Origin of the sequence: Enterobacter sp. 296B2, assembly GCF_034106185.1 — a bacterium.
Lineage (GTDB): Bacteria > Pseudomonadota > Gammaproteobacteria > Enterobacterales > Enterobacteriaceae > Enterobacter > Enterobacter cloacae_N.
The window spans coordinates 24,670-51,107 of sequence record NZ_JAWNCA010000026.1 but is presented as its reverse complement, the minus strand read 5'-3'; the positions used below and the strand labels follow the sequence as shown (position 1 = coordinate 51,107).

Annotated in this window: 28 protein-coding genes and 1 other RNA gene; 17 read left to right on the top strand and 12 right to left on the bottom strand. The window is 56.8% G+C overall.

Annotated elements, in window-relative coordinates:
• Window positions 1-337 precede the first annotated feature (337 nt).
• From rnpB to garL, 3 genes are all read right to left on the bottom strand, one after another.
• Window positions 338-714, bottom strand: an RNA gene (gene rnpB, locus URZ40_RS17745) — RNase P RNA component class A.
• Window positions 715-773: 59 nt separating this feature from the next.
• Window positions 774-1,664 carry a 2-hydroxy-3-oxopropionate reductase gene (garR, locus tag URZ40_RS17740; protein ID WP_116342215.1) on the bottom strand — a complete coding sequence of 297 codons (891 nt, stop codon included), beginning with the start codon at window positions 1,662-1,664 and terminating at the stop codon, window positions 774-776.
• A gap of 21 nt (window positions 1,665-1,685) precedes the next feature.
• Window positions 1,686-2,456 carry a 2-dehydro-3-deoxyglucarate aldolase gene (gene garL, locus URZ40_RS17735; protein WP_116342217.1) on the bottom strand — a complete coding sequence of 257 codons (771 nt, stop codon included), beginning with the start codon at window positions 2,454-2,456 and terminating at the stop codon, window positions 1,686-1,688.
• 358 nt (window positions 2,457-2,814) lie between these two features.
• On the opposite strand from garL, the gene garD reads away from it, so the two are divergent.
• The 8 genes from garD (at window position 2,815) to URZ40_RS17695 (ending at window position 10,849) form a co-directional block, all read left to right on the top strand.
• A complete protein-coding gene (garD, locus tag URZ40_RS17730) occupies window positions 2,815-4,386 on the top strand; it encodes a galactarate dehydratase (protein ID WP_316379873.1) in 1,572 nt (523 codons plus the stop codon).
• Window positions 4,387-4,562: 176 nt separating this feature from the next.
• Window positions 4,563-5,417, top strand: a complete 855-nt coding sequence (locus tag URZ40_RS17725) for a tagatose bisphosphate family class II aldolase (protein ID WP_116342223.1) — start codon at window positions 4,563-4,565, stop codon at window positions 5,415-5,417.
• Between the two features lie 20 nt (window positions 5,418-5,437).
• The gene (gatZ, locus tag URZ40_RS17720; RefSeq protein WP_116342226.1) at window positions 5,438-6,709 is read left to right on the top strand and encodes a tagatose-bisphosphate aldolase subunit GatZ; all 1,272 of its coding nucleotides are present in this window, start codon (window positions 5,438-5,440) and stop codon (window positions 6,707-6,709) included.
• Window positions 6,710-6,722: 13 nt separating this feature from the next.
• Window positions 6,723-7,190, top strand: coding sequence for a PTS galactitol transporter subunit IIA (gatA, locus tag URZ40_RS17715; RefSeq protein ID WP_116342229.1), 468 nt, complete (start codon window positions 6,723-6,725; stop codon window positions 7,188-7,190).
• 27 nt (window positions 7,191-7,217) lie between these two features.
• Window positions 7,218-7,502, top strand: coding sequence for a PTS galactitol transporter subunit IIB (gatB, locus tag URZ40_RS17710; protein ID WP_021242240.1), 285 nt, complete (start codon window positions 7,218-7,220; stop codon window positions 7,500-7,502).
• A gap of 4 nt (window positions 7,503-7,506) precedes the next feature.
• Window positions 7,507-8,880 (top strand): PTS galactitol transporter subunit IIC, encoded by a 1,374-nt coding sequence (locus URZ40_RS17705; protein WP_316379872.1) that lies wholly within the window; start codon window positions 7,507-7,509, stop codon window positions 8,878-8,880.
• Window positions 8,881-8,921: 41 nt separating this feature from the next.
• Window positions 8,922-9,965, top strand: coding sequence for a galactitol-1-phosphate 5-dehydrogenase (gene gatD / locus URZ40_RS17700; protein ID WP_163329739.1), 1,044 nt, complete (start codon window positions 8,922-8,924; stop codon window positions 9,963-9,965).
• Window positions 9,966-10,075: 110 nt separating this feature from the next.
• Window positions 10,076-10,849, top strand: coding sequence for a DeoR/GlpR family DNA-binding transcription regulator (locus URZ40_RS17695; RefSeq protein WP_163329740.1), 774 nt, complete (start codon window positions 10,076-10,078; stop codon window positions 10,847-10,849).
• A 132-nt stretch (window positions 10,850-10,981) separates the two neighbouring features.
• Here URZ40_RS17695 and rsmI read toward each other — a convergent pair whose 3' ends face one another.
• Complete coding sequence (gene rsmI / locus URZ40_RS17690) at window positions 10,982-11,845, bottom strand: 16S rRNA (cytidine(1402)-2'-O)-methyltransferase (RefSeq protein ID WP_316379871.1); 864 nt, start codon at window positions 11,843-11,845, stop codon at window positions 10,982-10,984.
• A 62-nt stretch (window positions 11,846-11,907) separates the two neighbouring features.
• On the opposite strand from rsmI, the gene URZ40_RS17685 reads away from it, so the two are divergent.
• From URZ40_RS17685 to dolP, 4 genes are read left to right on the top strand one after another with little or no spacing between them, the layout of a single operon-like run.
• Window positions 11,908-14,055, top strand: a complete 2,148-nt coding sequence (locus tag URZ40_RS17685) for a penicillin-binding protein activator (RefSeq protein WP_163329741.1) — start codon at window positions 11,908-11,910, stop codon at window positions 14,053-14,055.
• Window positions 14,013-14,408: a YraN family protein gene (locus URZ40_RS17680; RefSeq protein ID WP_028014533.1), complete on the top strand. Its 396-nt coding sequence runs from the start codon at window positions 14,013-14,015 to the stop codon at window positions 14,406-14,408. Before URZ40_RS17685 ends, URZ40_RS17680 begins: the two co-directional genes overlap by 43 nt.
• A gap of 21 nt (window positions 14,409-14,429) precedes the next feature.
• The gene (diaA, locus tag URZ40_RS17675) at window positions 14,430-15,020 is read left to right on the top strand and encodes a DnaA initiator-associating protein DiaA (RefSeq protein WP_003861754.1); all 591 of its coding nucleotides are present in this window, start codon (window positions 14,430-14,432) and stop codon (window positions 15,018-15,020) included.
• A 9-nt stretch (window positions 15,021-15,029) separates the two neighbouring features.
• Window positions 15,030-15,605 carry a division/outer membrane stress-associated lipid-binding lipoprotein gene (dolP, locus tag URZ40_RS17670; RefSeq protein WP_028014534.1) on the top strand — a complete coding sequence of 192 codons (576 nt, stop codon included), beginning with the start codon at window positions 15,030-15,032 and terminating at the stop codon, window positions 15,603-15,605.
• 50 nt (window positions 15,606-15,655) lie between these two features.
• On the opposite strand, the gene URZ40_RS17665 is transcribed toward dolP, so the two are convergent.
• Both URZ40_RS17665 and URZ40_RS17660 read right to left on the bottom strand, forming a co-directional pair.
• Window positions 15,656-16,693: a permease gene (locus tag URZ40_RS17665; protein ID WP_316379869.1), complete on the bottom strand. Its 1,038-nt coding sequence runs from the start codon at window positions 16,691-16,693 to the stop codon at window positions 15,656-15,658.
• A gap of 40 nt (window positions 16,694-16,733) precedes the next feature.
• The gene (locus URZ40_RS17660; RefSeq protein ID WP_320720944.1) at window positions 16,734-17,378 is read right to left on the bottom strand and encodes an NAD(P)H-binding protein; all 645 of its coding nucleotides are present in this window, start codon (window positions 17,376-17,378) and stop codon (window positions 16,734-16,736) included.
• A gap of 128 nt (window positions 17,379-17,506) precedes the next feature.
• Between URZ40_RS17660 and URZ40_RS17655 the strand changes: the two genes are divergently transcribed.
• Window positions 17,507-18,025 carry a type 1 glutamine amidotransferase domain-containing protein gene (locus URZ40_RS17655; protein ID WP_316379867.1) on the top strand — a complete coding sequence of 173 codons (519 nt, stop codon included), beginning with the start codon at window positions 17,507-17,509 and terminating at the stop codon, window positions 18,023-18,025.
• Here URZ40_RS17655 and URZ40_RS17650 read toward each other — a convergent pair.
• On the bottom strand, window positions 18,005-18,439 hold the full coding sequence (locus tag URZ40_RS17650; RefSeq protein WP_116342251.1) for a YhbP family protein: 435 nt from the start codon (window positions 18,437-18,439) through the stop codon (window positions 18,005-18,007). The two genes, URZ40_RS17655 and URZ40_RS17650, sit on opposite strands and share 21 nt — an antisense overlap.
• A gap of 14 nt (window positions 18,440-18,453) precedes the next feature.
• Between URZ40_RS17650 and URZ40_RS17645 the strand changes: the two genes are divergently transcribed.
• Window positions 18,454-18,783: a GIY-YIG nuclease family protein gene (locus tag URZ40_RS17645; protein WP_045260079.1), complete on the top strand. Its 330-nt coding sequence runs from the start codon at window positions 18,454-18,456 to the stop codon at window positions 18,781-18,783.
• Here URZ40_RS17645 and URZ40_RS17640 read toward each other — a convergent pair.
• Both URZ40_RS17640 and URZ40_RS17635 read right to left on the bottom strand, forming a co-directional pair.
• A complete protein-coding gene (locus URZ40_RS17640) occupies window positions 18,770-19,273 on the bottom strand; it encodes a GNAT family N-acetyltransferase (RefSeq protein WP_028014540.1) in 504 nt (167 codons plus the stop codon). The two genes, URZ40_RS17645 and URZ40_RS17640, sit on opposite strands and share 14 nt — an antisense overlap.
• Entirely contained in the window at window positions 19,267-19,791 is a 525-nt protein-coding gene (locus tag URZ40_RS17635) for an SCP2 domain-containing protein (RefSeq protein WP_028014541.1), read from the bottom strand. Before URZ40_RS17635 ends, URZ40_RS17640 begins: the two co-directional genes overlap by 7 nt.
• A gap of 211 nt (window positions 19,792-20,002) precedes the next feature.
• Here URZ40_RS17635 and URZ40_RS17630 point away from each other — a divergent pair, with 211 nt between their 5' ends.
• The 3 genes from URZ40_RS17630 (at window position 20,003) to URZ40_RS17620 (ending at window position 22,970) form a co-directional block, all read left to right on the top strand.
• Window positions 20,003-20,998, top strand: coding sequence for a peptidase U32 family protein (locus URZ40_RS17630; RefSeq protein ID WP_042715087.1), 996 nt, complete (start codon window positions 20,003-20,005; stop codon window positions 20,996-20,998).
• A 7-nt stretch (window positions 20,999-21,005) separates the two neighbouring features.
• Entirely contained in the window at window positions 21,006-21,884 is an 879-nt protein-coding gene (locus URZ40_RS17625) for a U32 family peptidase (protein WP_316379864.1), read from the top strand.
• A gap of 78 nt (window positions 21,885-21,962) precedes the next feature.
• A complete protein-coding gene (locus tag URZ40_RS17620) occupies window positions 21,963-22,970 on the top strand; it encodes an LLM class flavin-dependent oxidoreductase (protein WP_023307059.1) in 1,008 nt (335 codons plus the stop codon).
• Window positions 22,971-23,065: 95 nt separating this feature from the next.
• Here the strand turns inward: URZ40_RS17620 and mtr are convergent, their stop codons facing one another.
• The 3 genes from mtr to yrbN all read right to left on the bottom strand — a co-directional run bounded on the left by mtr (window position 23,066) and on the right by yrbN (window position 26,420).
• Window positions 23,066-24,310 carry a tryptophan permease gene (gene mtr / locus URZ40_RS17615; protein WP_320720943.1) on the bottom strand — a complete coding sequence of 415 codons (1,245 nt, stop codon included), beginning with the start codon at window positions 24,308-24,310 and terminating at the stop codon, window positions 23,066-23,068.
• Window positions 24,311-24,451: 141 nt separating this feature from the next.
• Window positions 24,452-26,347, bottom strand: coding sequence for a DEAD/DEAH family ATP-dependent RNA helicase (locus tag URZ40_RS17610; protein ID WP_116342259.1), 1,896 nt, complete (start codon window positions 26,345-26,347; stop codon window positions 24,452-24,454).
• Window positions 26,340-26,420: a protein YrbN gene (gene yrbN / locus URZ40_RS23200; RefSeq protein WP_100122156.1), complete on the bottom strand. Its 81-nt coding sequence runs from the start codon at window positions 26,418-26,420 to the stop codon at window positions 26,340-26,342. The genes URZ40_RS17610 and yrbN overlap by 8 nt, the downstream gene beginning before the upstream one ends.
• Window positions 26,421-26,438: the final 18 nt, after the last annotated feature.

Genomic DNA, 26,438 nt, shown 5'->3' with positions numbered 1-26,438 from the left:
CAGCTTTTGATAAAGAGTGGAACAGGTCACACATTCACAGCCTGAATGTTTTTGATTTCAATATATCCATATCAACCAGGAAAACATTCAGGATCATACAGATAACAATCATAACAAATTGACAATACTGTAAATTCACTGTTTTTCAGCGTGAAATTTTGTGATGGCGATCGCCTGCAGATTCAGGATAAACATTGAAGGGATAAAAACAGTGAAATGTGCTTAATGTCGCAAATATGAGAATTGATGTCGTTTGCCCGGTGCCGGTTGCCGCTTCGCTTACCCTGACCTACAACCACAGAAAGCAAAAACCCCGCCGAAGCGGGGTTTCCTGAGAAGTTGAAGCTGACCGATAAGCCGGGTTCTGTCGTGGACAGTCATTCATCTAGGCCAGCAATCGCTCACTGGCTCAAGCAGCCTACCCGGGTTCAGTACGGGCCGTACCATGTGAACCCCTATTTGGCCTTGCTCCGGGTGGAGTTTACCGTGCCACGGACTGTTACCAGCCGCGCGGTGCGCTCTTACCGCACCCTTTCACCCTTACCTGATCCCGCTTGCGCGGGCCATCGGCGGTTTGCTCTCTGTTGCACTGGTCGTGGGTTTCCCCCCCAGGCGTTACCTGGCACCCTGCCCTGTGGAGCCCGGACTTTCCTCCCCTCCGCCCGTCTCCCCCGAAAGGGACGACGACGAAGCGGCGACTGTCTGGTCAGCTTCGGCGCGCAGTATAGTGGGTTTGCGCGCCGCTGTCACCCTCAGGTGCGGGTAAGATGCTATTAACGCGCCACTTCCACCTTCGCCAGTTTTTCGTAGTAGCACGCAATCGCGCTGTGATCGGCCGTGCCCAGGCCATCGGCACGCAGCGCCTGCATCATCTCCATGACCGCAGCGGTCAGCGGCAGCTGCGCACCCACGCCGTGAGAGGTGTCCAGGGCGTTCGCCAGATCTTTAATGTGCAGGTCGATGCGGAATCCCGGCTTGAAGTTACGGTCCATCACCATCGGCGCTTTGGCATCCAGCACGGTACTGCCCGCCAGGCCGCCGCGAATAGCCTGATAGACCAGATCCGGATTGACGCCCGCTTTGGTTGCCAGCGTCAGCGCTTCAGACATGGCGGCAATGTTCAGCGCCACAATCACCTGATTCGCCAGCTTGGTGACGTTGCCCGCACCAATATCTCCGGTATGCACCACGGATCCCGCCATCGCTTTCATCAGGTCATAGTATTTGTCGAACACGGCTTTATCGCCGCCCACCATCACCGAAAGGGTGCCGTCGATGGCTTTCGGCTCGCCGCCGCTGACGGGCGCATCCAGCATGTCGACGCCCTTCGCTTTTAACGCCTCGCTGATTTCACGGCTGGCAAGCGGGGCGATAGAGCTCATATCAATCAGCACCAGGCCGGGCTTCGCCCCCTCGATGATGCCGTTCTCCCCCAGCGCAACCTCTTTGACGTGCGGGGAGTTTGGCAGCATGGTGATGATGACATCGCACTGCTCGGCAATGGCTTTAGCGGTGGTGGCCGTTTCCGCACCCGCCGCCATCACCTCCGCCACAGACTGCGAATTATGATCGGATACCACCAGTGAGTAACCCGCTTTGATGAGGTTCTTACTCATTGGTTTACCCATGATCCCAAGACCAATAAAACCCACTTTCAGCGTCATAATCTGTTTCCTCAATGATGGTTATTTTTTAAAAGCGTCCGCTAATTTCTGCGTCGCTGAGCGGAACACGCCGAGGTCGCTGCCGACGGCAACAAAGGTGGCCCCCCACTCCAGGTAGCGACGGGCATCTGCCTCAACCGGCGCCAGAATGCCGCACGGTTTACCGTGCGCTTTGGCGCGGGCAAAGATGTGCTGGATTGCGCGCTGCACGTCAGGATGGCTGGCGTTACCCAGATGACCAAAGGCGGCAGCCAGATCGCTTGGGCCGACAAAGATACCGTCCACGCCGTTTGTGGCTGCAATCGCGTCGAGGTTATCAACGCCCTGCTGGCTCTCGATCTGAACCAGAATGGTGATGTTGTTATTGGACTGAGCGAAGTAGTCCTTAACGGTGCCAAACATGTTGGCGCGGTGCGAAACGGAAACGCCGCGGATCCCTTCCGGCGGATAGCGCGTTGAGGCCACGGCCAGCGCCGCCTGTTCTTCCGTTTCCACAAACGGGATCAGGAAATTGTAGAAACCGATATCCAGCAGGCGCTTGATAATCACCGGATCGTTAGTTGGCACACGCACTACCGGGGCGCTGGGGCTGCCTTTCAGCGCCATCAGCTGCGGAATAAAGGTGCTGATATCGTTCGGCGCATGTTCGCCGTCCAGCACCAGCCAGTCGAACCCGGCCAGGCCCAGCACTTCGGTGCTGATGGGGTTTGCCAGCGCGGACCAGCAGCCAATCTGAATCTGGTGCGCCGCAAGAGCCGCTTTAAACGTATTCGGGAAGATATCGTTATTCATCTCATATACCTTTTTAATTCCGCAGTTTTAGCCCGTATTATTCATTTCGAAACAGATTCTTTTTATATTTATTTCTCTGACTGAATGTTGGCGCAATAAAATCGTCATTCAGTATAATCGGCTCTGTGTGACATCACATTGTCTTAATGCTCAAGTATCACGCCGCATCTCAACGCTATTTTGAGCATACGCACAAAGCAGTGGGCGCTAATGCACAGAATCAAGGATTAGTCCGCCTGAAACGATCGCGATCACATTTTCACTTTTCCCGTCCTGACATGCTTTATTTCTTCGATAAGAAAACGATTATCCAGGAGCTATATTTCATAGCTGAAACTTTACCGGAGAAAAGTGAATAATGGCCGATATTGCAATTAGAGAGGCATCGCCGACGGCGTTTTATATTAAGGTTCACGATACGGATAACGTGGCGATTATTGTCAACGACAATGGCTTAAAAGCAGGCACCCGCTTCCCGGACGGGCTTGAGCTGATTGAGCACATTCCGCAGGGACACAAGGTCGCGCTGGTCGATATTCCTGCCCACGGTGCAATCGTCCGTTACGGTGAAGTCATAGGCTATGCGGTACGCGCTATCCCGCAGGGTAGCTGGATTGAGGAGTCGCTGGTTGAACTGCCCAAAGCACCGCCTCTGAATACCTTGCCGCTGTCTACCCGCGTTCCTGAACCGCTTCCTCCGCTGGAGGGCTATACCTTCGAAGGATACCGCAACGCGGACGGCAGCGTGGGAACCAAAAACCTGCTCGGCATTACCACCAGCGTGCACTGCGTGGCGGGCGTGGTGGATTACGTAGTGAAAATCATTGAGCGCGATCTGCTGCCGAAGTACCCGAACGTCGACGGCGTGGTGGGTCTTAACCACCTGTACGGCTGCGGTGTGGCGATCAACGCGCCAGCGGCGGTCGTGCCGATCCGTACCATTCACAATATCGCCCTTAACCCGAACTTTGGCGGCGAGGTGATGGTGATTGGTCTCGGGTGTGAAAAATTGCAGCCAGAGCGCCTGCTGCAGGGCACCGAAGATGTCAAAGCCATCCCGGCTGACGAGGCCAGCATCGTGCGCCTGCAGGACGAACGCCACGTTGGCTTCCGTTCGATGGTCGACGATATTCTTCAGGTGGCGGAGCGTCATCTGGACAAACTCAACCGCCGCCAGCGCGAAACGTGCCCGGCATCGGAACTGGTGGTGGGCACTCAGTGCGGCGGCAGCGATGCCTTCTCTGGCGTGACGGCTAACCCGGCGGTGGGCTATGCGTCCGATCTGCTGGTGCGCTGCGGCGCCACGGTGATGTTCTCCGAAGTCACCGAAGTGCGTGACGCCATTCATCTCCTTACGCCGCGCGCCGTTAATGAAGAGGTGGGGAAACGCCTGCTCGAGGAGATGGCCTGGTACGATAGCTATCTCGATATGGGCAAAACGGACCGCAGCGCCAACCCCTCTCCGGGCAACAAGAAAGGCGGTCTGGCAAACGTGGTGGAAAAAGCCCTCGGTTCGATAGCTAAATCCGGCCAGAGCGCGATTGTGGAAGTGCTCTCTCCGGGCCAGCGGCCAACCAGGCGCGGTCTGATCTATGCGGCTACGCCTGCCAGCGATTTTGTTTGCGGCACCCAGCAGGTGGCGTCCGGCATTACGGTACAGGTCTTTACCACCGGGCGCGGTACGCCGTACGGCCTGATGGCGGTCCCGGTGATCAAGATGGCGACCCGCACCGAGCTGGCAAACCGCTGGTATGACTTAATGGACATCAATGCGGGCACCATTGCCACCGGGGAAGAGAGTATTGAAGACGTGGGCTGGAAACTGTTCCACTTTATTCTGGACGTGGCAAGCGGGCGGAAGAAAACGTTCTCGGACCAGTGGGGGCTGCATAATCAGCTGGCGGTGTTTAACCCGGCGCCAGTGACGTGAGTTTGCTGTAAACCTCGCTTAGCATGGCTTCGGCCATGCTTTTTTTTTCTTTCATTTCTTTCGCATTCTTATCTTTCGTTTCGATTCTTTCATTTTTAAGATACCAATCACAAAATAACATTCCGAAACCCTATACTCTCTTTCGCATAAACAAAACGAAAGGTTTCGGAGGAAAGATGTTCATCATCTCGTCGAAAGCGATGCTGTTAAAAGCACAGCGCGAAGGGTACGCCGTACCGGCATTCAATATTCATAATCTCGAAACGCTGCAGGTGGTCGTTGAAACGGCCTCTGAGATGCGCTCCCCTCTGATCGTCGCGGGTACGCCAGGTACGTTTAGCTATGCCGGAACCGGGAACGTGGTCGCCATCGCCAGCGATCTGGCCAAAACGTATAACCAGCCACTGGCGATCCACCTCGATCATCACGAAGATTTCGACGATATCGCGCAGAAAGTACAGAGAGGGGTCCGCTCTGCAATGATCGACGGCTCTCATCATCCGTTCACTGAAAACGTGGCGCTGGTGAAGAGAGTGACAGACTACTGCCACCGCTACGACGTTAGCGTGGAGGCTGAACTTGGCCGTCTTGGCGGTCAGGAGGATGACCTGGTCGTCGACAGCAAAGACGCGCTTTACACCAACCCGCAACAGGCACGCGAATTTGTTGAATTAACGGGTATCGACTCATTGGCCGTCGCCATCGGTACCGCGCACGGCCTCTACACTGCCACGCCGAAACTTGATTTTGAACGTCTGGCAGAGATCCGCAATCAGGTCGATATCCCGCTGGTGCTGCACGGCGCTTCAGGTTTATCTACGGCCGATATCCGTCAGGCCATTCGCCTCGGTATCTGCAAGGTCAACGTTGCCACAGAACTCAAAATCGCCTTCTCGAATGCGCTGAAAACCTATCTCGCTTCACATCCCGAAACCAGTGACCCGCGACATTACATGGTGCCCGCCAAACGTGCCATGAAAGAGGTGGTGCGCAAAGTCATTAACGATTGTGGTTGTGAAGGAAAACTCTAAAGTCCTGACCCGGAGGAAATGTGAAAGATATTATTGCCCGCCATAAGGCGGGAGAGCATCTCGGTATTTGTTCTGTCTGTTCAGCGCACCCGCTGGTTATCGAAGCCGCACTGCGGTTCGATCTGCATACCGACAACAAGGTACTGATTGAGGCCACCTCAAATCAGGTGAACCAGTTCGGCGGGTACACCGGTATGAAACCCGCTGATTTCCGTAATTTCGTTCTGAAGATTGCTAAAGAGGTGGGCTTTCCGCATGAACGTTTGATCCTGGGTGGCGATCATCTGGGGCCAAACTGTTGGCAAAACGAACCGGCAGACGCGGCGATGGAGAAATCCATCGCATTGATCAAAGCCTATGTCGCGGCAGGGTTTAGCAAGATCCACCTGGACGCCTCCATGTCCTGCGCCGACGATCCTGTTCCACTCCCGCCAGGGGTGGTGGCACAGCGTGCTGCCCGACTGTGTAAAGCGGCAGAAGAGACGGCCACTGAAGAACAAAAAGCGGCGCTGACCTACGTGATTGGTACTGAGGTTCCCGTTCCAGGCGGTGAGGCCAGCAGTATTAGCAGCGTGCATGTTACCCGTGTGGAAGATGCCGCGCAGACGCTGGAAACGCATCGTGAGGCCTTTGCCGCGCTCGGTCTGGACGAGGCGATGACGCGCGTGATTGCGATAGTCGTGCAACCCGGCGTGGAGTTCGACCATACGCAAATTATTCACTACCAGCCGCACGCGGCAGAGGCGCTTTCCGGCTGGATCCGCCAGACCCCCATGGTCTATGAGGCGCACTCCACCGACTACCAGACTCGTCAGGCCTATCGCGCTTTGGTTCGCGATCACTTCGCGATCCTGAAAGTCGGTCCGGCGCTTACCTTTGCCCTGCGAGAAGCCATTTTTGCCCTCGCGCAAATGGAGAAGGCCCTCATCGCCCCTGAGCAACGCAGCCATGTGCTTGACGTGATCGACGAAGTCATGCTGAACGAGCCGGATTACTGGAAGAAGTATTACCGCCCCACCTGGAGCCAGGCAATGGTGGATATTCACTTTAGCCTGTCCGATCGCATTCGCTACTACTGGCCGCACCCGCGCATTCGCCAGAGCGTTGAGAAGTTAATTGCTAATCTGAACGCAACCTCCTTGCCTCTGGGGCTGATCAGCCAGTTTATGCCCGTCCAGTTCGAACGATTGTCGATGAATGAGATCGCCGCAACACCGCAAAATCTCATCATCGACAAAATACAGGATGTATTACGCGCCTATCGATTTGGCTGCACCCCTGAACCCGTCTGATGCCGGAGAATGTATGAGTCACGTTTTTGTCCGTACCGGAATTGAGTTTGAAACCTGCCAGCAGGCGCTGGCGCATATTGGCGAGGAGATGCTGGCTAACGGTGTTGTACACGCCACCTACCCTGCCGCCCTTATGGAAAGGGAGATGAACTACCCCACCGGCATTGCTCTTGAACGCCATGCGGTCGCTATTCCGCACTGCGAAGCCATACATGCGAAACGCCCCGCGATTTACCTGATTCGCCCGGACAAACCGGTGCATTTTCAGCAGGCTGACGATGATGGCGAGGTCGCCGTCTCACTCATCATCGCGTTAATCGTTGAAAACCCTGCGGCGCAAATGAAATTGCTGCGCCGCCTTTTCAGTGAGCTACAAAACCCGGACACGCTGGACATGCTGCTGGCGGTGCCCGCAGAGCGCCTGGCCGATCGTTTCCGGGAGACGATCCTTGAGCCTGTCGCCTGTGCCCAGGCTTCATAACATACTGATAATAAAAAGGAGTACCCTATGAAACGCAAAGTTATTGTTGCTTGCGGCGGTGCTGTCGCCACCTCAACCATGGCAGCAGAAGAGATCAAAGAGCTGTGTGAAGCCCACCACATTGAACTGGATCTGGTCCAGTGCCGGGTGACTGAAATCGAAACCTATATGGACGGCGCAGATCTAATTTGTACCACGGCGAAAGTTGACAGAGCCTTTGGCGACATCCCGGTGGTGCACGGCATGCCGTTTGTATCCGGCGTCGGCATCGAAGCCCTGCAGCAAAAAATTCTGACCATCCTCGAGGGGTAAGATCATGTTTACCGAAATCATGCGGTATATTCTCGACCTCGGTCCCACCGTCATGCTGCCCATAGTCATCATTATCTTCTCGAAGCTTCTGGGGATGAAGCTGGGCGATTGCTTTAAATCCGGCCTGCATATTGGCATCGGCTTCGTCGGGATCGGGCTGGTTATCGGCCTGATGCTTGACTCCATCGGCCCGGCGGCCAAAGCGATGGCTGAGCAGTTCCAGATTAACCTGCACGTGGTGGACGTCGGCTGGCCGGGTTCATCCCCAATGACCTGGGCATCACAGATTGCACTTATTGCTATCCCTGTTGCCATTGGCGTTAACGTTGTCATGCTGGTGACGCGGATGACCCGGGTAGTAAACGTCGATATCTGGAACATCTGGCACATGACCTTCACCGGTGCGATGCTGCACCTGGCAACCGGCTCTTACTGGCTGGGGATCCTGGGCGTTGTGGTGCACGCAGCCTTTGTTTACAAGCTTGGAGACTGGTTTGCTAAGGACACCCGGGACTTTTTCGGTCTGGAAGGGATCGCCATCCCTCACGGCTCGTCAGCTTACCTTGGCCCGATCGCCGTTCTGGTCGATACGATTATCGACAAAATCCCAGGCGTGAAGCGTATTCATTTTAGCGCAGACGACGTGCAAAAACGTTTTGGCCCGTTTGGCGAACCGGTCACGGTTGGGTTTGTGATGGGACTGGCTATTGGCCTGCTGGCTGGCTACGACGCTAAATCGGTTCTCCAGCTGGCCGTTAAAACCGCCGCCGTGATGCTGCTGATGCCGCGCGTCATCAAACCCATCATGGATGGCCTGACGCCGATTGCTAAACATGCCCGTAAACGTCTGCAGGCGAAGTTTGGTGGGCAGGAGTTCTTGATCGGTCTCGATCCGGCGCTGCTGCTGGGCCATACGTCCGTCGTCTCCGCCAGCCTGATTTTCATCCCACTAACCATTTTGATTGCGGTTCTGGTGCCGGGCAACCAGGTGCTGCCGTTCGGTGACCTTGCCACCATCGGCTTCTTTGTGGCGATGGCGGTCGCGGTGCATCAGGGCAACTTGTTCCGCACGCTTATCTCTGGCGTCATCATCATGGGCATTACGCTGTGGATTGCGACCCAGACCATCGGCCTGCATACCCAGCTTGCGCAAAATGCTGGCGCGTTGAAAGCAGGCGGACTGGTGGCCTCCATGGACCAAGGCGGTTCACCCGTCACCTGGCTGCTCATCCAATTGTTCACCTGGCAAAACGTGGTGGGGTTCATCGTGATTGGCGCGATTTACTTCACCGGCGTCCTGCTCACCTGGCGACGCGCCCGCGTATTTAACGCGGCAGAAAAGAACGTCGCTAGCCCGCAAAGCCAGACGATGTCTTGATATCCGGGGAGCCAAGCTCCCCCTCTTTTTCTGGAGTGAATATGAAATCAGTGGTAATTCACGCTGAGGGCAACGTGCGTGTTGAAGAACGTCCAATCCCTCAGATTCAGGCTGCGGATGATGTGCAGGTGCGCATTGCCTGCTCAGGATTATGTGGCTCCGATATCCCGCGAATTTTTGCCGGAGGGGCGCATTATTATCCCATCACCCTGGGACATGAATTTAGCGGTTATGTCGAAGCCTGTGGTACCGAAGTGCACGATCTCAAAGCAGGCGATCCGGTTGCCTGCGTGCCATTACTGCCCTGCTTTTCCTGTCCGGCATGTGAAAAAGGCTATTACTCGCTCTGCAAGCAGTATCAGTTTGTCGGATCTCGTAGCGAAGGCGGCAACGCGGAATATATCGTGGTGAAGCGCGCAAACCTGTTCCGCCTACCAGCAGAGATGGCAATTGAGGATGGCGCTTTTATTGAACCCATAACCGTAGGGCTACACGCGTTTCATCTCGCTTCCGGCTGCGAGGGTAAGAACGTCATAATTGTCGGCGCAGGGACGATTGGCCTGCTGGCGATGCAGTGTGCGCTGGCATTGGGCGCCAACAGCGTAAGCGCGATCGATATCAACGACGATAAGCTCGCGCAGGCAACAGCGCTGGGGGCAACTCAGGTGTTTAATAGCCGAGCTCTGGGCGCAGACGACATCCTCAACGCCTTGAGCGACAACCCGTTTGATCAGTTGGTTCTGGAGACTGCTGGCACACCGCAAACCGTCACGCTCGCCATTGATATCGCCGGGCCGCGCGCCCAGGTCGCTCTGGTGGGTACGCTGCATCACGACCTGAACTTACCTGCGGCGACATTTGGGAAGATACTGCGTAAGGAGTTGACGCTTCTGGGAAGTTGGATGAATTATTCGGCCCCGTGGCCGGGTGAAGAATGGGAAACCGCAGCCCGCCTGCTCACAGAGAAAAAACTGCAGCTAAAGCCCCTTATTGCTCATACCGGCGATAGCGACAGCTTTGCTCAGGCCGTGCAAGGACTAAACGGTGCGCCTATGCAGGGCAAAATCATGCTGCGCTTCGCGTAGTGCTTCGAGCCAGCAACCTGAGCTGGCTCACATTTGCTTTCGAATATTGTCATACACCTTTCGCATCCCTTCGATTAGAATAGAGGCAGTTAATTATCAGGCAATTCAATATGAACTCATTTGAGCGACGCAATAAAATCGTTGACCTCGTCAACGCTCAGGGCAGTGTCATGGTGCTGGATCTGTCAAATATGTTTGGCATTTCAGAAGTAACGATTCGAACAGATCTCCGCCTGCTGGAAGAAAAAGGATTGGTCACGCGTTTTCACGGTGGCGCAGCAAGACCCGGCAGCAGCCTGGCGGAAAGCGAAAATCAGGAAGTGGTACTGGAGGATCGTTATCAGCTGGCGAGCGACCCGAAAAAGCGGATCGCACAGGCTGCAGCATCCATGATTGAAGAAGGGATGACGATCATTCTCGATAGCGGTAGCACCACCATGCTCATCGCCGAAGCACTCACCAAAAAAGCCAACATCACCGTCATCACCAACAGCCTGCCTGCCGCGTTTGCCCTCTCGGAAAATAAAGATATTACGCTCGTGGTCTGTGGCGGTACCGTGCGCCATAAAACCCACTCTATGCATGGCACCATCGCCGAGCGCTCTCTGACCGGGATAAGCGCGGATCTGATGTTTGTCGGCGCGGACGGTATTGATGCCACCAACGGCATTACAACGTTCAATGAAGGCTATTCGATTAGCAGCGTGATGGCTGCCGCAGCGCATAAGGTGATTGCCGTGCTGGACGCCAGCAAGTTCAACCGCCGCGGGTTCAACCAGGTGTTGCCGATGGAAAAAATCGACTGTGTGATAACGGATGATGGGATCGGAAAGCACGAAAAAGAACTGTTGGGTAAAACGGGCACCGAGATCATTACGGTTTAGCGAAAGACGCAGATCGGCGGATGACCTGCGCAATTTTCTTTTCCGACATTTATTACGACATTTATTCCGACACTCTAAATTTTGTAGGCCGGGCAAGCGCAGCGCCGCCCGGCAAAAAAGGCGGAGTATGGATCACTCCCCCTGCTGCTCCAGCGCATGCTTATACAGCGCATTTTTCTTCACGCCGTGGATCTCCGCCGCTAATGCCGCCGCTTTCTTCAGCGGCAGTTCCGCCTGCAGCAGCGCCAGCGTGCGCAGCGCGTCGGCTGGCAAGGCATCCTCTTCCGCCTTATGCCCTTCGACAATCAGCACCATTTCGCCCTTGCGGCGGTTATCGTCTTCCTTCACCCACGCCAGCAGTTCACCCACCGGCGCACCGTGAATGGTTTCCCAGGTTTTGGTCAGCTCGCGCGCTAGCACCACGTAGCGACTCTCGCCCCAGACGGTGACCATATCTTCCAGGCTTTCCAGCAGACGGTGAGTGGATTCGTAGAAAATCAGGGTACGCGGCTCGGCCTCCAGTTCCTTTAACACATCGCGGCGGCCTTTGGATTTGGCGGGCAGGAAACCTTCATAGCAGAAGCGATCGGACGGCAGACCCGCCGCGCTCAAAGCAGCAATGGCGGCGCACGGCCCCGGCAGTGGCACAACGCGAATACCGGCTTCACGGCAGGTACGCACCAGATGATAGCCAGGATCGTTAATCAGCGGCGTACCGGCATCGGAGACCAGCGCAATGTTCTGCCCCTCTTTCAGCTTCGCCACCAGCGTTTCGGCTTTTTGTTGCTCATTGTGATCGTGCAGAGCAAACAATCGGGCGTTAATCGCGAAATGTTGCAGCAGCAGGCCGGTGTGTCGGGTGTCTTCAGCCGCAATTAAATCAACAGTTTGCAATACAGTGAGGGCACGTTGGGTAATATCAGACAAATTCCCGATAGGAGTAGGTACAATATAAAGCTGGCCTTGAGAATTATCTGCCGTTTCGTGTTGTTTCATTGTTTCGTCCGTATTGCCGATTTAATATTGAGCATTGCGTAAAAAAAATCACTGGATACAGTATGGTACCGTTAACGTTTCTTCGAAAAAAAGCCACGCGCAGCGTGCCGCTTCTGCTCGCAGCACTGATATTTGCAGGCTGTGGCACCCAGGCACCTGACCAGAGCACCGCCCATCTTCAGGGCTCCGCTCAGGCTGATTCTGGCTTTTATCTGCAACAAATGTCGCAGAGTACAAATGATACCAGGATCAACTGGCAATTACTCGCCATTCGTGCACTGCTGAAAGAGGGCAAAACCCAGCAGGCTGCCGAGCTGTTCGGCCAACTGCCGAAAGAGCTTAACGATACCCAGCGTCTTGAGCAGAGCCTGCTCTCTGCCGAGCTGAAGGTCGCGCAGAAAGACTATGAGAGCGCGAAAAAGATCCTGGGGAGCATCGACCTGAGCGCGCTGGATAAAAACCAGCAGGCGCGCTTCTGGCAGGCGGGCATCACCGCAGAACAGGGGCGTCCTTCCCTGACCCTGCTGCGCGCCTTGATTGCCCAGGAGCCGCTGCTCGCCGGGGCCGACAAGCAGAAAAACATTGATGCCACCTGGCAGGCACTTGCCTCGATGACCCAGGATCAGGCAAAGGCGCTGGTCATCAACGCGGACGAAAACGTGCTGCAGGGCTGGCTGGATCTGCAGCAGATGTGGTTTAACAACCGCAGCGATCCAAAAATGCTGAAAGCCGGTATTACCGACTGGCAGACCCGTTATCCGCAGAACCCGGGGGCGAAAATGCTGCCAACCCAGCTGGTAAACGTGCAGAACTTTAAGCCAGCATCGACCAGCAAAATCGCGCTGCTTCTGCCGCTAAATGGCCAGGCGGCCGTGTTTGGCCGTACGATTCAACAGGGCTTTGAAGCGGCGAAAAACGGCACCTCGCCGGTGACGGGCAGTGCGGTACCGGTACAGGCGGCCCAGGCGGCCAACGTAAACGACGTTGTCAGCCCCTCCGCCGCAGAGACCAGTGACCTGACCACGGCGCAAACGCCGGCGCAGGGCACAATGCAAAACCCGGTTACCGCACCGACTACCCCACCAGCTACAGCAGCACCTGCGGCACAGCCTCCGGCTGAGACACAAGCGACGCCTGCACCTGAGGCAACAGCAGAACAGCCTCAACAGCAGCCTGTACAACCAGCATCCCAACCTGCCGCTCAGCCGCAGGCCGTGGCGACCACCAGCGCGAACCCTGGCGCTGAGCTGAAAATCTACGACACCAGTTCGAAACCGCTCGATCAGGTGCTGGCGCAGGTTCAGCAGGACGGGGCGAGCATCGTTGTCGGCCCGCTGCTGAAAAATAACGTGGAAGAGCTGATGAAGAGCAACACCACGCTGAACGTGCTGGCGCTCAACCAGCCGGAACAGGTTCAGAACCGGGCCAATATTTGCTACTTCGCGCTTTCTCCGGAAGATGAAGCCCGCGATGCGGCGCGTCATATCCACGAGCAGGGTAAACAGGCTCCGCTGCTGCTGATCCCCCGTAGTACGCTGGGCGATCGCGTGGCTAATGCCTTTGCCGACGAGTGGCAGAAGCTGGGCGGCGGCATCGTGCTGCAGCAGAAATTCGGTTCCGTTTCTGAACTGCGTGCGGGCGTCAACGGCGGGGCGGGTATTGCGCTTAACGGCAGCCCGGTTTCCGCCAGCCTGCCTCAGCAGCAGAGCGTGACCATTGGCGGGCTGACCATCCCTGCCCCACCTACCGACGCGCAGATTAGCGGTGGCGGTAAAGTGGATGCAGCCTATATCGTTGCCACGCCGCAGGAGATCGCCTTTATCAAACCGATGATTGCGATGCGTAACGGCAGCCAGAGCGGTGCAACGCTCTACGCCAGCTCCCGCAGCGCGCAAGGTACTGCGGGCCCGGATTTTCGTCTGGAAATGGACGGCCTGCAGTACAGTGAAATTCCAATGCTGGCGGGCAGCAACCCGGCGCTGATGCAGCAGGCGCTAAGCTCCGTACGTAACGACTACTCTCTGGCGCGTCTGTATGCGATGGGCGTCGATGCATGGGCGCTGGCGAACCACTTCACCCAGATGCGTCAGGTGCCGGGCTTTGAGCTTAACGGCAACACCGGCGATCTGACCGCGACGCAGGACTGCGTGATTAACAGGAAGTTATCATGGCTCAAATACCAGCAGGGGCAAATCGTCCCGGCCAGTTAAGCCGTAAAGAGACTGGCGATGCGTGGGAGTTAAAAGCGCGTCGCTGGCTTGAAGGCAAAGGACTGCGCTTTATCGCCGCTAACGTCCGCGGGCGCGGCGGCGAAATTGATCTGATCATGAAAGACGGTCAGGTGATTGTGTTTGTAGAAGTCCGCTTTCGACAGTCTTCCCGTTTTGGCGGTGCTGCCGCCAGCGTGACGCTCGCCAAACAACATAAATTATTACAGACTGCCCACTTGTGGCTTGCCCGCCATAATGGGAGCTTTGATACTGTGGATTGCCGTTTCGATGTGATAGCCTTCACCGGAAATGAGATCGAATGGCTTAAAAACGCTTTTGGCGAAGACGCATAATTAAGATTTAAAAGGGATAACGTGCTCGAAAGAATTAAAGTGTGCTTCACAGAAAGCATCCAGACTCAGATTGCCGCGGCGGAAGCCCTTCCGGACGCGATCTCTCGCGCTGCAATGACGCTGGTGCAATCCCTGCTTAACGGCAACAAAATCCTCTGTTGTGGCAACGGAACCTCAGCCGCCAACGCACAGCATTTTGCTGCCAGCATGATCAATCGCTTTGAAACAGAACGCCCCAGTTTACCTGCCATTGCACTTAATACCGATAATGTGGTCTTAACAGCGATTGCTAACGATCGTCTGCATGACGAAATTTACGCGAAGCAGGTGCGCGCCCTGGGGCACGCCGGCGATGTGTTGCTGGCCATCTCCACGCGCGGCAACAGCCGGGACATCGTCAAAGCCGTTGAAGCCGCCGTTACCCGCGACATGACCATCGTCGCCTTAACCGGCTACGACGGCGGTGAGCTGGCGGGTCTGCTCGGGCCGCAGGATGTGGAAATCCGCATTCCGTCTCACCGTAGCGCACGTATTCAGGAGATGCATATGCTCACGGTGAACTGCTTATGCGATTTGATCGATAACACGCTTTTCCCTCACCAGGATGATTAAGGAGTTTTTATGAAGGCTTTATCGACCCTCGCAGTCCTTATGTCTGCATTACTGCTTCAGGGATGTATTGCTGCGGCCGTTGTGGGTACCGCTGCAGTGGGCACCAAAGCGGCGACCGATCCGCGCTCTGTGGGCACACAGGTGGATGACGGTACGCTGGAGCTGCGGGTCAACAGCGCGCTGTCGAAAGACGAACAAATCAAGAAAGAAGCGCGTATCAACGTGACGGCTTATCAGGGCAAAGTCCTGCTGACGGGCCAGGCACCGAATACCGAGCTCTCCAGCCGCGCGAAGCAGATCGCAATGGGCGTTGAGGGCACCACGGAAGTCTTCAACGAAATCCGCCAGGGTCAGCCAATCAGCCTTGGGACCGCGTCGTCTGACACATGGATCACCACCAAAGTCCGCTCCCAGCTGCTGGGCTCAGACCAGGTGAAATCCTCAAATGTGAAGGTAACGACCGAAAATGGTGAAGTGTTCCTGCTGGGTCTGGTGACCGACCGTGAAGGGAAAGCGGCGGCGGATATCGCCAGCCGGGTGAGCGGCGTGAAGCACGTCACCACCGCGTTTACCTACATTAAGTAATCCACACCTGACTGAAGGCCCGGTGAGCGCGAGCGCCACCGGGCTTTTTTTTACATCAACGCAATACCCCCGACAATCACCCCGCTCAGCGCCACCAGCCCCGCCGTCAGCCACAGCGCTTTCGCCGGGAAAGACTTACGCAGCATGATGAGCGACGGCAGGCTGATTGCCGGCAAGGTGATAAGCAGCGCCAGCGCCGGTGCGGTACCCATACCGGCCAGCATCATGGTCTGGACAATCGGGATCTCCGCCGCCGTGGGGATCACAAACAGGCAGCCTGCAACGGCCATTGCAATCACCCACATCAGCGTGTTGTCGATCACGCCATCCGCATGCGGGAAGAGCCAGACGCGCGCGGCGCCCAGAACCAGGACCGCCAGGATATAGACCGGAATGGTGCTCCAGAAAAGCTGCCACAGCGCCTTACCCCAGCGAGTAAAGAAACCGCCCTGCGGTTCGCTGACGTCCAGCCCAACGGCTGCGGGTTCGACGGCAGTATCCTTCACCAGCTTTTGCACCAGCGTCGCCACCACCAGCACCGTCAGCAGCCCGGCAACCAGACGGATAGCGGCAAAATGCCAGCCGAGCACAAAGCCCATAAACACCAGCGTCGCCGGATTGAGAAGCGGGTTCCCCATCCAGAACGCCAGCGCACCGCCCATGGATACGCGCTGGCGGCGCATACCCGCCGCAACTGGTGCGGCACAGCAGGAGCACATCATGCCCGGCAGGGAGAAAATCGTGCCCAGCAGCGTGCCCTGAAAGCGCGGTTGACCGAGAGTTTTCACCAGCCAGTTACGCGGGATAAGCACCTGAATCAGCGATCCCAGGATCACCCCTAAGACGGCAGCTTTCCACACCGCGAGGAAGTAGACCATGGCGTAATCCCACGCCGCCTTCAGCGGGCTGGCATCAGCCTGAACGAGAATAGATTTACCGATGCTGTGCGTTTCGGCAGCGGTGAAGGCTTTGCCGTAGTACGGCTGCCATTTCACATACCAGAGGCCAATGATGACCACGAGAAAGAAGAGTGCGGGCTTCCACCATTGGACAGGTGTTGCCGCCTGAGATGAAGACTGACCAGTCATACCATTCCCCGGAGAGTGTTATTTAATAAGCCGGAGAAGTTTACGCCTCGCCCTGCGCGATTTCACGCAGTTTTGCCGAAGGGATGATATTGACGCCCTCCTGCGACGGTGCCAGCGCCTCTTTCAGCATCGCCTGCGCGACGTCCCGCGCCTCAATGGACTTCCAGTTACCCGGCAGGATGCGAAACAGCGGGGCGAAAAAGGATTCGTTAAAACGCCGTTCGTCGCGGTGCCCCATCAGCATCGAAGGCCGCACGATTGTCAGACGCTCCCACTTCTGGGCAATCAGCGCCTCTTCCATTTTGCCCTTCACCTGATTGTAAAAAAACGGCGAGCCGGTGCTGGCGCCGTGCGAGCTGACCACCAGGAAATGTTTTGCCCCCAGCTTTTTCGCCGTCATGGCTGTGTCCACCACCAGCGTGTAGTCCGCATGAACAAAGGCTTCTTTACTGCCCGCCTCACGCCGCGTCGTGCCCAGGCAGCAAAAGGCGATATCTATCGGGTCCTGCACCTGCGCCAGCGCGTCGGTGAGCTGGGGGTCATGCGGGTTAAAGACGCCGGAGATGTCCAACAGCGGGCGACGCGTCGGTGCGGCGATGTAGTTAATATGGCGGTCCTGGATCAGCAGCCGCAGCAGATGCCCGCCCACCAGCCCGGTTGCGCCTGTAATCAGTACCTGACTCATCTTATCCCCTTTACAGAATTGTCCGTTTGCGAACTCAGCGTGGTCGACCACACTTAGAAGTCTGTTACAGGTAAGTATTTACCACAAGCGGAGAAAAATCAGTCTGAAGCCAAAACAACGGAGGAAGCATGGGCAAGAAAATCGCAGTCTTGATTACCGACGAGTTTGAAGATTCAGAATTCACCTCTCCTGCAGAGGCGTTCCGCAAGGCGGGACACGAGGTTATCACCATTGAGAAAGAGGCAGGCAAAACGGTGAAAGGCCATAAGGGCGAAGCGACCGTGACCATCAATGAATCCATCGATAACGTTAGCCCGTCAGATTTCGACGCCCTGCTGCTGCCAGGCGGCCATTCACCGGATTCCCTGCGCGGGGACGAGCGCTTCGTGACTTTTACCCGGGACTTTGTCTCTACCGGCAAACCGGTCTTTGCCATCTGTCACGGCCCGCAGCTGCTCATCAGCGCGGAGGTTGTTCGCGGGCGTAAGCTTACCGCCGTGAAACCGATCGTTATCGATCTGAAAAATGCAGGGGCCGAGTTTTACGATCAGGAGGTGGTCAATGACAACGACCAGCTGATCACCAGCCGGACCCCGGACGATCTTCCGGCGTTTAACCGCGAAGCGCTACGCCTGCTCGGCGCGTAACCAGTGCAGCTTCTTGCCAAAGCCCAGGGTGTTGTCGGTAAATTTCAGCTCATCGAGGCGGATTTCCCACACCGGGGCTTTTAGCGCAGCGGCAACCGGGAAGCGGCGCGTGTAGTGCTTACGGCGCGCGTCGCTCTCTTCTCCGTCCAGGCGACGGATTTCCCCTTTAAACTGTACCCCACGGATCAGCGCGACCGTTTTCGGCTGGCCATTTACCGTGCCCGCGACTTTTGCCTGCTGACCGGTCATCTGCGCATGACGCGTTTTGTCTTCGCTCATGACGTAAAAAGCGACGCGCTCCGGATCGTAGTAGTAAAACGCGTTGGCGCACCACATCTCACCCTCGTTGTAGACGCACCAGGTGACAACATGCTGCTTCGCCAGCCAGCGGTTAATGGCGGCCAGTGTTTCCATTTTCGTTCTCTCTCATGCTATGGTGCGTTCACCTTAACATACTGAATCTGTTTACCGTGTGCTGGTTTCTCTATCTTGTCCGAACCGCTGATAACGCACTCTACACCGGGATCACCACCGATGTGGCGCGGCGTTTTTTACAACATCAAACGGGAAAAGGGGCAAAAGCGCTGCGGGGGAAAGGCGAACTGCAGCTGGCTTTTTCCGCCGCCGTGGGGGACAGATCGCTGGCGCTCAGGCTGGAGTACCGCATTAAGCAGCTGACGAAGCGCCAGAAAGAGCGCCTCGTAACCGGAGACGGCTCCTTTGAGGCGCTACGCGAGAGCCTGATTAAAAGCGATTGAAATGGTCGTGGTAGTCCACCAGACCATTTACGCCGTTCAGGGCATCATCCGCCAGGCGATGCACCTGGAAGGCGGATTCGGTACCCGGCCAGCGGCAGCGCAGATCGTAATGCGCGGCCTGCTCGAAGCCTAAACGGCCATAGAATGCCGGATCGCCCAGCGTGACCACGGCGGCATAGCCAAACTCATTAAGCGAGTCCAGCCCTTCATAGACCAGCTGGCGCGCCAGGCCCTGCCCGCGGTAGTTTTCATCTACCGCCAGCGGTGCCATGCCCACCCACTGAAGATCTTCACCCTGAACGATCACCGGGCTGAAGGCCACATAGCCGACAACCTGACCTTCGTCATCGGTGGCAACCAGCCCCAGCGTGATCAGGCCGTCTTCACGGAGATCGTGGACCAGTTGGGCTTCCGCATCGCTCTCAAAAGCGCGGCGTAATAACGCATCGATACCCGGTGCATCAATCCCAATTTCGACTCGAATCAGCATGGCTCACCTACTGAAGTGTGTTTACTGTCCGGCGGGGATTTCAGCCCCGCCTCAACGAAATCTGCCATTTGCATCAACATCACGCGCAGCGCTTTCGGCATCTGCTCCAGCTCAATGGCATCCATTAAATTCTTAACGTACAGGCCAAGCTCCGTGTCGCCCTCAATCACCAGACGGCGCTGGAAGAAGAGCGTATCCGGATCCTGCTTGCGCGCGGCAATCATCAGCAGGTCGCTGGCGTTGGCGCTAAAGCTCACATCCGCCTCGGCGGACTCACGAACGATCAGCTGGTCGTTCTCAACCGAAGTAAACCAGCGCAGCCCGATGTCACGAACCTCAATGCTTAACCAGCGGCCTTCCAGAAACTCCAGTTCACCGTCCTGCAGCGCCTGACGGAACTGCCAGCTCAGGACCTGCTCCAGCACCTGGCGTTTAAGCGCGAACGGCGCCAGCCTGACCGGCACGCTCAGCATTGATGGACCGAATTGTACGAGACGTGAACGCAGTTTATCCAGCACGAGCTTTACTCCCTGATAGCTATAGTCCCGCTATTTTGCCATATCCGAAGCGCAACATAGCGGCGTAAATCAACAAACTGTCGTCCGACGTACCTCATTATTGGTGCCATCAATACGCCATTAGCTGCCTTAAATCAAAAATTGTCGCGTATGGGTTAATTAAAATCCCAGCTCGTTAACAATTTTGCTATCGACTACATCAGGATAATTTATGGAGCTGCTCTGCCCTGCCGGAAACCTTCCGGCGCTTAAGGCGGCCATCGAAAATGGGGCCGATGCGGTCTATATCGGGCTGAAAGATGACACCAACGCCCGCCATTTTGCTGGCCTCAACTTTACGGAGAAAAAGCTTCAGGAAGCCGTTAACTTCGTTCATCAGCACCGCCGAAAGCTGCATATTGCTATCAATACGTTTGCCCATCCTGACGGTTACGCCCGCTGGCAACGCGCGGTGGATATGGCAGCACAGCTGGGTGCCGATGCGTTAATCCTGGCCGACCTCGCCATGCTTGAGTATGCGGCAGAACGCTATCCGCATATTGAGCGCCACGTCTCTGTTCAGGCATCTGCCACAAACGAAGAGGCGGTGCGTTTTTACCATCAAAACTTTGACGTAGCCCGCGTGGTGCTGCCGCGCGTGCTCTCTATTCATCAGGTTAAGCAACTCGCTCGCGTCACGCCAGTGCCGCTGGAAGTATTTGCCTTTGGTAGCCTGTGCATCATGGCAGAAGGCCGTTGCTATCTTTCTTCTTACTTAACCGGTGAATCGCCGAATACCGTCGGGGCCTGCTCCCCTGCCCGCTTCGTTCGCTGGCAGCAGACCCCTCAGGGACTGGAGTCTCGTCTGAATGAAGTGCTGATCGACCGCTATCAGGACGGTGAAAACGCGGGCTACCCGACGCTTTGCAAAGGCCGCTACCTGGTCGACGGCGAGCGCTACCACGCGCTGGAAGAGCCCACCAGCCTTAACACGCTGGAGCTGCTGCCGGAGCTGCTGGCCGCCAATATTGCCTCGGTGAAAATTGAAGGTCGCCAGCGCAGCCCGGCCTACGTGAGCCAGGTGGCGAAAGTGTGGCGTCAGGCCATTGACCGCTGCATGGCGGACCCGCAGAACTATGCCCCGCAAGCGGCGTGGATGGAGACGCTCGGATCGATGTCCGAAGGCACGCAAACCACGCTTGGCGCGTATCACCGTAAATGGCAGTGAGATAACCATGAAATATTCATTAGGGCCGGTGCTCTACTACTGGCCAAAAGAGACGCTGGAAGATTTTTACCAACAGGCTGCCACCAGCAGCGCCGATGTGATTTACCTCGGTGAGGCGGTGTGCAGCAAACGCCGCGCCACCAAAGTGGGCGACTGGCTGGATATGGCGAAAAGCCTGGCCGGGAGCGGCAAACAGGTGGTGCTTTCAACGCTCGCGCTGGTGCAGGCCTCGTCCGAACTGGGAGAGCTGAAGCGCTACGTCGAAAACGGCGAGTTTCTGCTGGAAGCGAGCGATCTGGGCGTGGTGAACATGTGCGCCGAACGCAGGCTGCCCTTTGTCGCGGGCCATGCGCTGAACTGCTATAACGCCGTCACCCTGCGCCTGCTGCTCAAACAAGGAATGATACGCTGGTGTATGCCGGTGGAGCTCTCCCGCGACTGGCTGGCAAACCTGCTGAACCAGTGCGACGAGCTGGGCATTCGCCATCAGTTTGAAGTGGAAGTGCTGAGCTACGGCCATCTGCCGCTGGCCTACTCCGCTCGCTGCTTTACCGCGCGCTCGGAAGACCGCCCGAAAGACGAATGTGAAACCTGCTGTATTAAATATCCGAACGGGCGCAGCATGCTGTCGCAGGAAAATCAGCAGGTATTTGTTCTGAACGGCATTCAGACCATGAGCGGCTATGTCTATAACCTCGGCAACGAACTGGCGTCGATGGACGGGCTGGTGGACATGGTGCGCCTGTCGCCGCTGGATACCAGCGTGTTCGCGATGCTGGACGCCTTCCGCGCCAACGAAAACGGCGCGTCGCCGCTGCCGCTGACGGCAAACAGCGACTGCAACGGTTACTGGAAACGTCTGGCCGGGCTGGAACTTCAGGCCTAAAAAAGGCTCACTTTGTTAACAACGGTTATCATTTTTTAATGCAGTATTAAAGATTGACCGTCGACAAAGTGAGCTGTTATGACTGACAAAACCATTCCGTTTTCGGTGCTGGATCTGGCGCCGATCCCTCAGGGCTCCTCCGCGCGAGAAGCCTTTTCGCACTCTCTCGATCTGGCTCAGCTCGCCGAAAAGCGTGGCTATCACCGCTACTGGCTGGCCGAGCACCACAATATGGTGGGCATCGCCAGCGCCGCTACCTCTGTACTGATTGGCTATCTGGCAGCAAATACCACCACCCTGCACCTGGGCTCCGGTGGCGTAATGCTGCCGAACCACGCCCCGCTGGTGATTGCCGAGCAGTTTGGCACCCTGAATACCCTCTATCCGGGGCGTATTGATTTGGGTCTTGGTCGTGCGCCGGGCAGCGACCAGCCGACCATGCGCGCCCTGCGCCGCCATATGAGCGGCGATATCGACAACTTCCCGCGCGACGTGGCCGAGCTGGTGGACTGGTTCGACGCACGCGACCCGAACCCACACGTGCGCCCGGTACCGGGCTACGGCGAGAAGATCCCGGTGTGGCTGTTAGGCTCAAGCCTCTACAGTGCACAGCTCGCCGCACAGCTGGGGCTGCCGTTTGCGTTCGCCTCCCACTTCGCGCCGGATATGCTGCATCAGGCGCTGCATCTCTACCGCACGAACTTCAAACCGTCCGAGCGTCTTGAGAAACCGTACGCGATGGTGTGCATCAACATCATTGCCGCCGACAGCAACCGCGACGCGGAATTCCTGTTTACCTCAATGCAACAGGCGTTTGTGAAGCTGCGTCGCGGTGAGACGGGCCAGCTTCCGCCGCCGGTGGAGAATATGCATCAGCTGTGGTCCGCCTCCGAGCAGTACGGCGTGCAGCAGGCGCTGAGCATGTCGCTGGTGGGCGATAAGGCAAAAGTGCGTCACGGGCTGGAAGCGGTGCTGCGTGAAACGCAGGCGGATGAAATTATGGTTAACGGCCAGATTTTCGATCACCAGGCGCGCTTGCACTCGTTTGATTTGGCGATGCAGGTGAAAGAGGAGTTGGTAGGGTAGTTTTTTGCCGGATGGCGGCTTCGCCTTATCCGGCCTACGGTTTTCTCCCTCTCCCACCGGGAGAGGGTCGGGGTGAGGGGATCAGGCCGCACGATTTACTGATACACCGGCAACAGATTAAAGCTCGACAGCACGTGGACCACCGCGTTACCTACCCCAAACACCAGGATCAGGGCAATCATCGGCTTTCCACCCCAGACGCGGAATTTTGGACTGCCGAAGCGTTGACGTGATTTACGCGCCAGCAGCGCCGGCACAATCGCAGCCCAGATGGTTGCCGCCAGTCCTGCATAGCCGATGGCGTACAGGAAGCCGTTCGGCCACAGCAAACCGCCCACAATCGGCGGCAGGAAGGTCAGCAGCGCGGTCTTGAAGCGCCCAAGCGCGGAATCATCAAAGCTGAACAGATCCGCCAGGTAGTCAAACAGGCCCAGCGTAACGCCCAGGAAAGAACTCGCCACCGCAAAGTTGGAGAAGACCACCAGCAACAGATCCAGGCTGCGGCTGTTCAGCACGCCGCTCAGGGCCTGCACCAGCACGTCGATGTTACCGCCCTTCTGCGCAATGCCGATAAATTCCGGACGCGGGATGTTACCCATCGTCCCCAGCAGCCAAATCACATACAGCCCCAGCGCCAGCAGCGTGCCGTAGACGAGGCATTTCACGATGATGCGCGGATCCTTGCCGTAGTACTTCATCAGGCTCGGCACGTTACCGTGGTAGCCAAACGATGCCAGACAGAACGGCAGCGTCATCAGCAGGTACGGCGTGTAGGAGGTGTTCACTTCCGCGACGTTAAACAGCGTGGCGGGCGTGACGTGCCCCAGCAGGCTGCCGAAGGTCAGGAAGAAGGTGATGACCTTAGCGCCCAGCACGATGGCCGTCATGCGGCTCACCGCTTTGGTACTCATCCAGACGATAAACGCCACGCCCAGGGCAAAGCACAGCCCGGCCAGACGCGCCGGAACGTTCAGCGACATTTCAGCAAAGGTATGATGCAGAATCGAGCCGCTCGCCGAAATATACGCGTAGGTCAGAATGTAGAGCACAAACGCGATGGAAAGGCCGTTCACCAGGTTCCAGCCTTTGCCCAGCAGATCTTTGGTGATGGTGTCGAAGCTGGAGCCAATGCGGTAATTCAGGTTTGCTTCAAGGATCATCAGCCCGGAATGAAGCATGCAGAACCAGGTAAAGACCAGCGCCGCCAGCGACCAGAAGAACCACGCACCGGACATGACCACGGGCAGGGAGAACATCCCGGCACCGATAATGGTTCCGCCGATGATCACCACGCCGCCAAGCAGCGAAGGTGACGTTTGGGTGGTGGTTAGTGTCGCCATACAGCCTTGTCTCCAGTTAATCATGCGGTTCTGCATTTTAGTGTGACGCACTGTACCAGTACAAGAGTACAAAGGGAATAAAAAAAGCCCCGATAGCGTGTATCGGGGCTGTATATTTTACTTTACGTAGGTGCGTAAGACTTACGCGTCACCGAAACGACGACGGCTGGTGCCTTCTTCACGGCGCGGGCCACGGTTTTCGCGGCGTTCGCCGGAGAAACGACGACCTTCGCCACCGCGACCTTCGCTGCGGCCGCCTTCACGACGCTCGCCGCCGAAACCGCGACCACCGCCACGACGTTCACCGCCGCGGTCAGGACGTGGCTGTGCATCGCCCAACAGCTGCATGTTCATCGGCTTGTTCAGGATGCGGGTGCGAGTAAAGTGCTGCAGTACTTCGCCCGGCATGCCTTTTGGCAGCTCGATGGTAGAGTGGGATGCGAACAGCTTGATGTTACCAATGTAACGGCTGCTGATGTCGCCTTCGTTAGCAATCGCGCCAACGATGTGACGAACTTCAACGCCATCATCACGGCCCACTTCAATGCGGTACAGTTCCATATCACCCGCGTCACGACGTTCACGACGTGGACGGTCTTCACCGCCACGCTCTGGACGATCGCCGCGTGGACCGCGATCGTTGCGGTCGCCACGACGTTCGAAACGATCGTCACGGTCACGGAACTCGCGCTTAGGACGCATCGGTGCATCTGGTGGCACGATCAGGCTACGTTCGCCCTGAGCCATTTTCAGCAGTGCTGCTGCCAGGGTTTCCATGTCCAGCTCTTCGCCTTCAGCGGTAGGCTGAATCTGCGACAGCAGCGCACGGTACTGATCCAGATCGCTGCTTTCCAGCTGCTGCTGGACTTTTGCGGCGAATTTTTCCAGACGGCGTTTGCCCAGCAGGTCTGCGTTTGGCAGGTCTGCTTCTGGAATGGTCAGCTTCATGGTGCGTTCAATGTTGCGCAGCAGACGACGCTCGCGGTTCTCAACGAACAGCAGCGCACGGCCAGCACGACCCGCACGACCGGTACGACCGATACGGTGAACGTAAGACTCGGAATCCATCGGAATGTCGTAGTTTACAACCAGGCTGATACGCTCAACGTCCAGACCACGTGCTGCCACGTCGGTTGCAATCAGGATATCCAGACGACCGTCTTTCAGACGCTCCAGCGTCTGCTCACGCAGGGCCTGGTTCATGTCGCCATTCAGCGCTGCGCTGTTATAGCCGCTACGCTCCAGGGCTTCAGCCACTTCCAGGGTCGCGTTTTTGGTACGCACGAAGATAATCGCCGCATCAAAATCTTCCGCTTCCAGGAAACGCACCAGCGCTTCGTTTTTACGCATGCCGTAGACAGACCAGTAGCTCTGGCTGATGTCCGGGCGAGTGGTCACGCTGGACTGAATACGCACTTCCTGCGGCTCTTTCATGAAGCGGCGGGTAATGCGACGGATCGCTTCTGGCATGGTTGCAGAGAACAGAGCGGTCTGGTGACCTTCCGGGATCTGCGCCATGATGGTTTCTACGTCTTCGATGAAGCCCATACGCAGCATTTCATCTGCTTCATCCAGTACCAGGCCGCTCAGTTTAGAGAGGTCCAGAGTACCGCGCTTCAGGTGATCCAGCAGACGGCCCGGCGTACCGACGACAATCTGCGGGCCCTGGCGCAGGGCGCGTAACTGCACGTCATAACGCTGGCCGCCGTACAGGGCTACCACGTTTACGCCGCGCATATGTTTAGAGAATTCCGTCATTGCTTCAGCAACCTGAACAGCCAGTTCACGGGTTGGAGCCAGGACGAGGATCTGCGGTGCACGCAGGTCCGGATCGATGTTGTTCAGCAGCGGCAGCGAGAACGCTGCGGTTTTACCGCTACCAGTCTGGGCCATGCCCAGCACGTCACGACCAGAGAGCAGATGCGGGATACATTCTGCCTGGATCGGAGATGGTTTTTCGTAACCCAGATCGTTAAGGGCTTCAAGGATAGGAGCCTTCAGGCCCAGATCTGCAAAAGTGGTTTCGAATTCAGCCATGTAGTACGAGTGCCTCAATGTCAATGGCGGCCAGTCTACTTAGCTCATCGTGAAAATGATTAGCAATTTTCATTGAAAAGTGTGAACCGGC